The organism is Herbaspirillum sp. NPDC087042 (assembly GCF_044745245.1).
In the GTDB taxonomy this organism is placed as follows: domain Bacteria; phylum Pseudomonadota; class Gammaproteobacteria; order Burkholderiales; family Burkholderiaceae_D; genus Herbaspirillum.
Map to the genome: position 1 here is coordinate 162,977 of NZ_JBIUZW010000006.1, position 12,855 is coordinate 175,831.

Below are 12,855 nucleotides of genomic sequence, written 5' to 3' on the forward strand. Positions count from 1 at the left end.
ACGACGGCAGCCAGTCGCCTTCGGTCATTTGAACAAGCTGACGAATTCCATTCTTACCTTCAAGAGGGTCCATCATGAACACCATCGTCCTGAAACTGTCCGAATCCGACGCCTTCCTCAAGAACATCTCCATCAGGACCATCAAGGATGTGCGCGCGCTGGACGTGGACCTGCTGCTGATCCTGACCAATGGCGAGCACATCGTCATCAGCGGCGGCGCCATGCAGGCGCTCAGTACACCGGACATGGTGCTGCAGTTCGCCGACCCGACCGTTCTCATCAGGCATGCGCAGGTCGCCAATCCCAGGGAATGGCAGCACGCACCCACGCTGAGCACCCTGAAGCTGGACCAGGGCGACTTCTTCGAAAGCGGCTTGCGGGTCGATACACCGCCCCATGCCAAGGTCAAGGTCATCCTGCTGGGCCGCGACGTGCTAGGCCACGCGCTGCAGGCAACACTGCCGGAGAGTCGCGCCGACGCCAGTGGCCATGCCATCGTCAGCGCCGACGACGCCAGCATGATCGAGCTGCAGCGCTTCGATGCGAACCAGTCGGTCACCGCCCAGGTCACCGTCATCGACGGCTACAACAGGCGACAGCCACGCAGACCAGATCACCGCGGCCGATCTGAAGGCGCTGGACATCACCACCGGTGACAGCAGCGAGCTCACCGCCGCGAGCAACACGGCGGCCGTCCAGGCGGCGCTGTACCGCCTGCGCGTGAGCGCCGACGATGGACACGAGGTTGACAGCCACACCAAGCTGCAAGCCCTGGTCACCGACGCCATCCGCGCCTACAAGAAGATCCAGGCCTATGCCGAGCGCATCGATACCCCGATCAACTTCCCCGAGGACGACACCCGCCCCACTGCCACCGACTTCATGGCTGTGGGCTTGCAAGTGACCGACGGCGTGCTGGCCGACGATGCCGTCGCCGTGGCCGCCAGCCTGCTGACGCCGACCATCAATGCCGCGCAGATCGATACCCCGGTCAAGCTGCAAGAACTGCTGAACAACTGGAACAGCCTCTTCAAGCTGGCCAATGGCGTGGCCGACACACCCGCACTCAGCGACACGACCCGCCCGGCCTTCAAGACCTTGCTCAACGGGGTCGGCGCAGTCATCACCGCCGACCGCAGCGATGCCGCGCTCGACCTGCTGCAATCCTCACTGGACCAGCAATCCATCCACGCGGCATTCAACAGGCCAGCCAAGCTGCTGACGCTGCTCGATACCGCGCAAGCCCTGCTCACCCTGGCCGGCCATCCGCAAGCCTACGCAGCCGCCGCCCTGCCCGCAGGACTGACGGCACTGCGGCTGGCCGACTTCGGCGTCATCACCAACGGCCGCAGCACGGGCCAAGTGGCGGCAGTGACCAGCGCCCTGGCGATGCAGCCCGATACCAGCGCCATCGATAGCCTGCGCAAGATCAAGCCCCTGGCCGACCTCGCCATCGCCGCCCATGACAAGCTGGAGGCCTACGCCCAGGACAGCCACAAGCCGCAACCTACCGAAGCGGACTACCTCGCCGTCGGCCTGGTCAAGCCCGACGCCGCACGCACACCGCTGGTCGGCCCCGACAATCTGGGCGCCATCAACAGTGCGCTTGCCACCGAGCCCGTCAACGGCGACAAGGCCAGCGACCCGGCCCTGCTCAAGGGCATCATCGAGGCCTACCAGCACGTCATCGACTGGAAACTGCGCGCAGACGCCACCGCTCCCACGCTGGACGACTACAGCAAGATCGGCCTCGAGGGCGTCAACGCGCAGAGCAAGACCCTGCTCGATAGCGCCGTGAAGGTGCTTACGGAGGCCACCATCAAGGACGCCGCTCATCTGCTGGAGGCCGCCAACGTCGCCAAGCAGCTGGCCCAGTTGGCTGACGGCAACGCCAACCCCAACACCGCCGATACAGCCCTGCCGGATGCCGACCGCTATGCCGCCCTCGGCGTAAACATGGGCAACTCGGCCAAAGCCAGCGATGCGGACGGCTCCGGCGCAGCCCTGCTGGGCAGCGTGATCGATCGCAAGCACTGGAATGACGTCAACAGCGTAGAGAAGCTGCAAACCCTGACCAACCTGGTCAACAAGTTCATGGACAGCGCCGCCCGCCTGCCGGGTGCGCCGCTACCCACCGTGGATGACTTCATGCAGCTGGGTGTGGATATCAGGGCCAGGAACGACGCCCAGAAGGGCGCCATCATCGCCGCCATCGGCACCAGCGACATCGACGGCCAAGGCATCAAGTCCGTCACCGCCCTGGAGGCGCGCGTAACCGCGGCCGTCGCCGCGCTCAACAAGATCAGCGCCTATGCCGACGACAACACCGGCGCTACCCTGGGCGAGCCTATCGTCCCGGATTACCTGGCCATGGGCGTCTCCGGCGTGAACGGCGGCAACCTGGCCTCGGTCAACGCCGCCCTGGCCACCGACCAGGTCGACCGCACGCAAGCCGATACCCAGCCTGAAGTCCAGGCCATCGTCGCTGCCTACCTCAAGGTATTGACGCTTGCCGACGGCACCCGCATCAGCCCGGACCCGGTGGAATCGCCAGCCCTCCTGCCCTCGGAGGCTGAGCTGGAACGCATCGGCGTACACGTCACCGCCGCCACCGATGCCGACCAGCTGCGCCTGCTCTCCAGCGCCATCGATGCTGTCGCCAGCGACAAGGTCGCCACCCCGGGCCAGATCGACCAGATCAGCGCCGCCGCCGGCAAGATCGTGGCCGCCGCCGGCCATGGGGCCGCTGCCGCCGGTACGATCACGCTGGACGATCTGCGCAATCTCGGCATACAGAATGTCGAGAGCGACTCCCTGGCCCTCGTGCAAGGACTGATCGGCGACACCGCCATCGCGCAACTCAACAGCAGCACCCGCCTGCAAACCGCGATCAATGGCCTGCTGCGCGATATCAAGCTCATCAGCGACTATGTGGACGGCAATTCCAACACCAACGCTATCATGGGCCCGATCGGTCAGGTACTGGTCCCCAGCGTGGTCAACTACGTCAACGCCGGTACCACCGGCGTGAACGCAGGCAACCTGGAGTCCATCAATTCGGCCGTCAAGACGCTGACCAGCGGCAGCGAAGTCAACCGCAGCACGCTGCAAGACATCACCAATGCCTACAACCACGTCTTGCAGGCCGCCGATGGCACCCCCGGCAACCTGGCGGTGGCCCTCACCCGCGCCGAACTGATCCGCATCGGTGTCACCGCAGAACAGTTGCCCGATCCCGCCCAGCCCGACCTGGGTGCGCACCAGGCGGCCATCGCCCAGGCCAAGGTCGGCCTGCTCACCAGCGCCCTGGATGCCCAGCCCGCCGACAAGAGCACCGTCAAGACCATCGACCTGATCCAGACGCTGGCCAATACGGTCAACAAGCTCGTCGACTACGCCAGTAACGCCAGCAACAACAGCAGCGACCTGCAGCCCTCTCGTGGCGAGCTGGAACTGCTGGGCGTGAAGCTCTTGCTGGAGAGACTCGACGGCAGCAACCCGACCACGACGCTGCTGGTCCAGAGCGCCCTGCCCGGCCTTAACGACGGCGATCTGAGCCACCTCAACCTGGCCCAGGTACAGACCATGAGCACCGCCGCCTACAAGCTGCGCTCACTCACCGCCACCAGCGGCATGGTCTCCGATGCGACGCGCCCGGACGCCAATGCCCGCGATGGCGCAGGCCAACCCCTGCCCGGCGCGCCGCTGACCTATGAAGAACTGCGTGCCCTGCGCATGGAGGTAGAGAACCAGCCGGCCAACATCAAACTGCTCAATGAGGCGCTGGACAGCCAGGCCAGTTTCGGCCTGGTCAGAACGATCGACAAAATCACCGCGCTGAACCTGGCCGACATCGTCAACCGCGTCATGAAACTGGCCGCTGCGGATCCGACGACGGCCGCTGCCCCGGCGGTCAACGTCACCCCGGACGAGTGGAAAAAGCTGGGCATCACCACCTCGGGCGCCGACGCCGTCCTCGACGCTACGTCGTTCTCCGCCTTTGTGGCCGCCCTCAAGCTGCACCAGCCCGCCACCATGGACACCCTGACCGAGCTGCGCGATATTGCCATCAATGCCAGGACCGCGCTCAAGAAGATCAGCGACTACGCCGCCAACACCACCGATGGCGTAGTCGCGCCCACCGGCACGGCAGGCCTGCCCACCCTGGACGACTTCAGGAAGATCGGCGTGACCGGCGTGGACAAATACACCGACGCCACCCCGGGCCGCGCCGACGGCATGGCCGAAGGGCTCTTCGCCCTCCTCTCGGCCCTGGCAACGGCCACCGTCGGCGCGCCACAGGCCGGCAACTATGGCCACGTGCAGGAGATCGTTAATAGCTACAACAAGCTGCTCGACCTGGCCGATGGCAACATCAACCTGCCTACCGCCCTGCCCGCTGCCCCGGACTACGAGCGTATCGGCAGCCACCTGGGCAACGTAGCCACCCGACCCGGCTATCTCAAGCTGCTCAACTCGGTGATCAACCCGCTCACCGCCGACAAGGTCGACACCCCCGCTGAAATCACCGCCCTGGCCGAAAAAGTCAGCAAGGTGCTGGATTACGCCGGCAGCCTGGGTGCAACCCCGCCCCCCGCCGCCCCGCAACGGGAAGACTTCACCGGCCTGGGCATCACCGGCCTGGAAGTGGACGACCTGCCCGCCGTACTGGCCCGGCTGGCACATGTCGACAATGCCGACGCGGCGGGCATCACCCGCCTGAACGGCCTGCAAGAGATGGTCAGCAAGGCCGTGCAGGCGCAAGCCAAGGTGCGCAGCTATGCCGACAGCAACGGCCCCGCCGATGCGCCAACGCTGTCGGATTATCTCGATATGGGCGTGCTCATGCCCAGCCGCAGCGAGATCAACGGCTACCCGCTGCTGATGCTGGGCGCGCTCAATTCCACCCTGGCCGCACCGGGCGTCACGCGCGTCCACGCCAACACGCCGCAGCAACTGGAGGCGATCCTCGCGCTCTACCACGGCAAGCTGCTGCCCATGGCCGATAGCCACAGCAACACCGCGCCCGACAAGCTGCTCACCCTAGCCGATCTGGAGCTGCTGGGTGTCAACACCGCCCAGCTCCGGCTCACCGAGCCCGGACACCTGCGCCTGTTCAACGACATGGTGGACAACATGCCCAGTGCCGCCAGCGTGGCCAATGTCGCCAGCCTCAATACCCTGGCCGCCCGCGCAGCCAGGATCATCGCCATCGCCGATCAGGCGCCGGGTGACATGGTAGTCAACGCCAGCAAGTTCAGCGCCGAGGACTACCAGTACTTCATCGGCCAGGACAGTCCCGGCCAGGCGCTGGACGAGCTAGCGATCTACTACGCGCTGCAAAGCAAGACCAGCCATGATGTCCTGTCCATCCAGACAACCAAAGACCTGATGGTGCAAGCGCCATTGGCCTACGCCAAGATCCGCCACTATGCCGACGGCATCGCCGCAGCGCCCGCACCGACCGGCGCCGACTACGGCACCCTGGGCATCAGCGACGTGCGCGAGGTAAGCGCTACCAGCCAACCGGCTAACCTCGACGCCCTGCGCGCCGTGCTGGACCTGGCTGATATCAACACCGCCAGCCTCAATCCTCCGGGCAAGCTGCAAGCCATCGTGAACAGCTACAACAAGCTGCTCGCCCAGGCCAACGGCACCCCGGCCGATACCGCCGATGCCGACCTGGCCGGATTGCAGGACTTCAAGAACATCGGCATCAACATGCTGCCCCTGGAAGCCTTGGACAGCGTGCGCTCCGTCAACGCCGTCAAGCTGCTCAGTTCCATTATCGACAGCCGTAGCGTGGCCGAGATCGACACCCCGGCCAAGATCCAGGCCTTTGCCGATCTGGCCAATAAAGTCGCTCATCAGGTCTACGGCGACCACAGCCAGACCTTGAGCGTGCCCAACTTCGTCACCCTGAACATTACCGGCGTCAAGGACAGCAACATCGATCAGGTACGCAACAAGATCGAGAGCCTGCGCGACGACGGCCTGGACAGCAACACCTGGTCCAAGCTGGCCGATGCCGTCTTCACCGTCACCAACGTACCGAGCCTGAACCTGGTCACCGACGACAACATTATCAACAAGGCCGAACGGGAAGCCGGCGTCACCCTCACCGGCACGGCGGGCAAGGACGATACCGTCACCCTGCGCTTTGCCGATGGCACCGTCATGAAGTCCGGCATTGTCACCGTCGACGCCCATAACGGTACCCAGCTCTGGAACTGGAGCTACACCCTGACCGAAGCCGACTGGACCAGACTCGGCGCGGACGGTGCCAACAACGTCAAGAAGAGCATCACCCTGCAATCGCACAACACCAAGAACAGTCTGGACTCGATCCTGGTCACGGGCGAATTCTTCATTGATACCGTTCCCCCTGTCTTCAGCAGTCCGATCCGCCTGGAATCGGACAGCGGCGAACCGGGTGACCGCATCAGCAACAACGGCAAGATCATCGTCCCCGCGCCCGAGGCCGGCAGCACCTGGAGCTACCAGATCGACAGCGGCAACTTCCAGAACGGCAGCGGCACCAGCTTCGTGGTGCCGGAACGCCAGCACACGGTCACCGTGCGCCAGACCGATGCCGCAGGCAACAGCACCGACCAGATCCTGACGGTAACGGTGGATACCATCGCCCCGCCCAAATCCGCCCTCTCGCTCAAGGACGATACCGGCGACCTCCCCAACGACCTGCTCACCCGCACCGGTATCGTCAAGATCAGCGGACTGGAACCCGGCGTGAAGTGGCAACATCGCCTGGGTAGCACTGCTACCTGGGTAGATCACGACCTGGCCGGGCCAGCTGACGCCGAGCACACCGTGGACCTCTCCAGCGGTGCCGATGGCGTGCGCCGCATCGAGGTGCGGCAGATCGATGCGGCGGGCAACATCAGCCCCATCAGCAACGAACTGGTCTTTACGCTGGACCGCACCGGCCCTGCGCTCACGCTGCAACTGGCGCAGGATACCGGCGCCAATAGCGGCGACGGCATCACCTTCAATGGCACGGTGCAGGTCAATGGCCTGGAGGCCGGCCGTAACTGGGCTTATCAGCTCGATGGCGGCGACTGGCAAGCGGTCAGCGGCAGCGCGGGCCTGAGCACCGTGGCGATGCGCGGTCAGAAGGAGGGCGGCACCGACGGCACCAGAAAGGTCCGCGTCAAGCAGTCCGACGCCGCCGGCAACGAGACTGTGAGCAGCGAACTGTCCTTCACGCTCGATACCATCGCCCCCGTCTTCAGCAGCGATATCAAACTGCAATTCGACAGCGGCAAGAGCGACAGCGACGGCATCACCAACAATGGCAGGATCGTCGTCCCCGCCCCCGAAGCCGGGGCCAGCTGGAGCTACCGGATCGATAACGGCAGCTTCCAAAGCAGCGGTAGCAGCAACAGCTTCGAGGTTCCCGAAGGTCGCCACGACATCACGGTGCGCATGACCGATGTGGCTGGCAACGTCACCGAGCGGAGCACGAACGTGACCGTGGACACCCGTCCACCCACCGCGCCCACCTTGGGTCTAGTCAACGATACCGGCGACGCGGGCAACAGTGACCGCATCACCAGCAACGGCAACGTGCGCGTGAGTGGCCTGGAAGCCGGTGCCACCTGGAAATACAAGATCGGTGCCAGTACCTACCTGCCCGGCAGCAACACCAACATCATCGACGCCACCGCCGGCGCGGACGGTGAACGCCAGGTCAGCGTGATCCAGATCGATGAAGCCGGTAACGAAAGCCCCGCCGCCGAACTGATCTTAACCGTGGACCGCACCGCCCCGGCGCTGGCCTTGAGCCTGCTCAACAAGACCGGCAGCACGACAGCGGCCATCACCCGCGATGGCACCATCAAGGTCGTGGGCCTGGAGACCGACCGCAGCTGGCAGTACCAGATCGGCGAAGGCGCATGGCAGACCGGCAGCGGCACCACCGTTGTCGTGCCCGGTGCCAACACCAGTGGCGGCAGCGATGGCGTGAAGAAGGTGCGCGTCAAGCAGACCGATGTAGCGGGCAACGAGACCATCACGCCTCAATTTGAATTCACCCTCGACACCACCCCGCCCACCAAGCCGGTGCTGGCGCTGGTACGCGACACCGCTGGCGTAGCCGGCAGCAGCGTCATCACCACCGATACCGACAAGATCACCAGCGATGGCCGCGTGCGCCTCACCAATGCCGAGGCGGGTACCAAGATCGAATACTCCTTCGACAACAGCACCTGGATCACCCTCTCCGGCGACACCCTCGACGTCACCGGTAGCGATGGCCTCAAACAGGTCTGGATGCGCGAGACCGACGTGGCGGGCAATGTGGCCGTGAGCGACAAGTTTGAATTCACGCTCGACACCACCGTCGCCAAGCCCGGCCTGCGGCTGCTCAATGACACAGGCAACACCGCTCTCTTCTCCGATGCGGGCACCGACAGGAATACCCGCGATGGCGCCGTGGAAGTACAAGGTCTGGAAACCAACGCCACCTGGCAATACAAGCTCGAAGGCGGCGACTGGCAAAACGGCAGCGGCAATCGCATCACGCTGCCCGGCAGCACCGGCGGCGGCATCGATGGTAGCAAGCGCGTGCTGGTGCGCCAGACCGACAAGGCGGGCAATGCTAGCGCCACCAGCGACTTGTTCGAGTTCATCCTCGACCAGGGCGCACCGCTCTCCCCCAGCTTGAACAAAGTCGCCCCGGTACTCGTTGGCGGAAAAACCTATTCCAGGGACAGAAGCTTCACCGTCACCAATATGGAGGCCGATAGCGTGGGCGAATACACGCTCGGGGACGGCACCTGGGTTCGTTTTACGGGAAATTCCTTCACCTTGCCTGGAACCCTGGCGGACAAGGAGTATCGCGTCTCCGTCAGGCAGACCGATAGGGCGGGCAATGCCAGTGCGGTCAGTACGGAAGTCACCTTTACGCTGGATACCGTGGCGACGGCACCAACGCTGCAACTGAACGCCCCAGCTGGCACCAATCCGGCAGGCGAAGCGCTGACCACGGCATCGAGCTTCGTGCTCTCCGGCGTGGCGGAGAAAGGGGCGCAGGTCACCGTGCGCAATGGCAGCAAGGTGGCTGGTATAGTCACGGCCTCGGCCACCGATGGCAGTTGGTCGCTCACGCTCAACAGCACTCTGGAAATCAACGGCTTGCGCCGCGTGGATGGCGGGCTCAGTGCGGCTAATGGGGTGTATCAGTTGCTAACCTTGGATCAGGTGCGTGCGCTGCCAACGCTCGATAGCGCCTTCGTGGTCGATAGCAGCTTGCCCACCTCGACCGGTAACGCCAACATCTTCGACACCTCCCGTCCTTTCTACCGGATGACCACCGCCAGCGGTGAAACATGGTATCTCTGGAGCATATTCAACGGTGACTATCGCATCTCGCGCGCGAGCGGTGGCGACGAGTGGTATCGGGAAATCGTGAATGCGCCCAAACAGACCGCCTTCCCCGATGACATCACCAACTGGATGGCGATGAATGCCGGCTTCGCTACCGTGCAAGCAGAATTGAACACCAACGGCAGCAGTACGCACCAGCGTCTGCTCAAGCGATCCGACATCAGCCTGATCGGCACCAACGGTCCGCGTGATCCGCACGAATTCAACGCCACGCAAACCGACCTGGTCGGCAATACCAGCGTCGCCAGCGCAACACGGAAGATACGCATCGACACCTTCCCTCCTGCGCTGCTCGATATGGATGCCAGCACCGCAGGCATCCAAGCGGCGTCAACGCTGGAATTCACCCCGTCGCAACTCAATACCGGGATCAATCTGGTGGGCAACGTCGCACCGCCGGAGAGTACCGATATTGAAACCCTCCTCGTGCGCTTTACCGCGCAGGGCACTCATCCCGCCACCAATCAACTCATGGTGGGTGGCACGACCCTGTTCATGAAAGACAATCTGGCGCAGCAGAATAACCAGACCATCGGCACGGTGAACGGACTCAGTTTCAGCTATGACGTCACCGGGACTACACTTACTGTGCGCAAAACCAGTGCCCTGCTGGCACTGACGGGTAGCGAAGTCGAGCGCATTCTGGAGGCGATCAAGATCAAGAATACGGCTGGTAGCATCGACAGCGGCGAGAACTTCCGTGCTGAAGTGGTGTTGCAAGACTTTACAAAGCAGAACGGTATCCTGTCGTCTGTGACATCACTCAACATCGTCAATGATCAACCGATGTTGGATATGGACACCAGCTTGGCTGGGATTCAACATCAATCGAAGGTCAAGTATTCCAACACCTTTACAACCACATCCCTTGTCACAGATGTCGCAGCCACCTCTTCAGCGAGTGAAATCCGGATATATGGAGCTCGCTCGAGTTACTATTTTGAGGCTGACAACGGGAGCGGCGTCTTAACGCGCTTACCCTTTGGAACATCATTCCTCGGCACGGTAGGAGGCGTAGGCGTACGCATCACCATCGATGATCGCTCGATAGCAACCAGCATAGTGCGCAATGGTGGTGGTGCAGAGTTCAGCCCCAGTGAAATACAAGCCATCATCAAGAGCTTGAGGATCGGCTTATATTTACTAGATTACCCCTACTACTTCGAGTATTCGCTGGTCAAGAATGGCGTGGTCGGACCGATCTCATCAACCTATCTGGTGACCGACACCGTCGCGCCAAGGCTTGACCAGGATGCCTCCACCGCCGGTACCCAGACCAACTCTTCCCGCGCTATCAACAGTATCGGACTGAACGAAGGTGCCAGTCTGTTTGCCAAACCCATCGCCACGCCGACCGACAACGATATCAAGAGCATCCAGCTGGCCTTCTCCGGCACCCTGGCCGTGACTCTGGACAAGCTGGTGCTGGGCAGCTACACGCTCGCCTTCGACACCAGCGCCCCGGACAATCTGGTGCAGACCATTGCCGGTGTGCGCGACGTCGCCATCCGTTATACCCGCCCCACCGGCAGCAGCACACCACCGCAACTGGTGCTGACCAAGACCACCGGGGACAGCTTCACCGGTGCGCAGGCCAAGGCAGTGCTGGAAGCGCTGCTCTTCAAGACCACCTCCAGCGACACCAGCGCCCGCCTGATCGACATCACCCTGACCGATCAGGCCGGCAACACCAGCACCCCGGCCCGCGCCCGCGTCGAACTGGATCGTACCCCGCCGCCAGCCTTGACCATGAGCTTGACCAACACTACGCAGGTGACCTATGACGTACTGAACATGCGGGATAAATTTGGAACGCTCTATCCGAAGGTGCTCAGTACCAACGATGGTGAGAGCTTCGTGGTGCCATACACCGATGGCTCGACACCGGCTGACTTCCTCTCTCGCATCAAGGGGCTATCAGCCGCATGGGGTGGACAGGGCATTGCCAGCGGCCACAACAATCTCACCGAATCCACCCGGAGCTACCTCGGCTTCAACCTGCCACCTGCTAACGATGCAGTCTTTCCGTTCTCGCATCAGGGCGGGCCATATACAAAGAGCGTCGCCCTGAAATTCTCGGTCAAGAATATCGATGGCGTGGACAGCCTGGTGCTCAGCCAGAAAGGCTCAAGTTTCTTCTCCTATCAGGACATCTATAACTCCAGCGTCGTCGCCTTGACCAATACCGATAGCCTGTACGGTCTGGGCAATATCAACCTGCTCTACGAAAAAGCCACCTCGCTGCCCAACCGCACCCCCACCGTAGAGATTCAGTTCGATAGTACCAATGCCACCGTGGGTGCGATCATGTCGCTTTACGATGGCGAGCGCTTGCTCGCCAGTCAACCCCTCTCCGTCGCCAACGTCAGTGCCGGCAAGGTACGGCTTACGGTTACCGAGAGCCTGGGCAAGGGGCTGCATCAACTGGTGGGAAAATACGCCGAAGCATCCGGCGACACCAGTATCTCCAATAGCCAGGAATTCACGCTACCTGATCCCGTTGCGCAGCCCTTCCTGAGCGACCTGAAAGTCAAGGCAGCCACTGGCAGCGCCGTAAAGTCATTGGGAACGTCCACCAGTAACTACGCCACTTTCATCGATCCTGGGGTCCCTGGCAATGCGGAAGACAATGGTGTGGCCAGTTACGAGAATGGCCCGACCTTCACAGGAACGCTGGGCCTGCTGGGAACCGATGGCAACAAGCTCTACACCGGTCAATACCTGGTCTCTGCGAGCATGGGCGGAAAACTGCTCGGTTTCACGACGGTGGATCCGAGCAAGGGAAGCACGCCGGGCGCTTTCGAGATCAAGACCGGTGCCAATCTTCTGGCGCCCGGGTTCTACTCGGACCTGAGCTTCACCGTCACCGACATCACGCCCGACAGCCCATCCAAGGGCCAGACCACCTCCGTACAAAACCTGGCACTAGGCTATTACTGGGTAGCGCAGCGTCTGGTAAACGCCAAGGGCGGAGCGGGTGACGATGAAATTCTGGTCGGCTCTACCCAGGCTGGCGCGGTTTCCACCATTGAGACTGGCGGTGGGCGAGATATCGTCACGGTGGGCAAGTTCAGTAACGTAGCCACCAATCTGGAAGCCACCATCAGCGATTTCCAGCTGGGTGTGGACAAGGTGAAGGTGTTCTTGCGCAATAGCGATAACAGCATCGGTTACCAGAACATCAGCGCCGCCAACTGGCAGCAATTTGCACCGAAAGCGGAGCAGAGCGCATCCGGCAGCGGCACCAAGCTGGTGATCCATCTGGATGGCAATGTGGCAGGCACAGACAAGTACACCCTGTACCTGCCCACGGTGGCCTACAACTACGACACCAACACAAAGAGCATTTTTGGCGTGTAAGTCGACGAGCAGTCAGACGACGAACGCCGCCGTTCCCCGGGCATCCGCCACCAGCAGCCATCTTGAGCTGCGGGGGAACGCGGCGCAGGG

At 62.7% G+C, this 12,855-nt stretch carries 2 protein-coding genes; both read left to right on the forward strand.

Features of this window, described 5'->3' with window-relative positions; all coding sequences use genetic code 11:
- The first annotated feature begins 74 nt into the window (after positions 1-74).
- Positions 75-656 carry a hypothetical protein gene (locus tag ACIPHN_RS10620; RefSeq protein WP_400435921.1) on the forward strand — a complete coding sequence of 194 codons (582 nt, stop codon included), beginning with the start codon at positions 75-77 and terminating at the stop codon, positions 654-656.
- On the forward strand, positions 541-12,765 hold the full coding sequence (locus ACIPHN_RS10625; protein ID WP_400435923.1) for an Ig-like domain-containing protein: 12,225 nt from the start codon (positions 541-543) through the stop codon (positions 12,763-12,765). Before ACIPHN_RS10620 ends, ACIPHN_RS10625 begins: the two co-directional genes overlap by 116 nt.
- Positions 12,766-12,855: the final 90 nt, after the last annotated feature.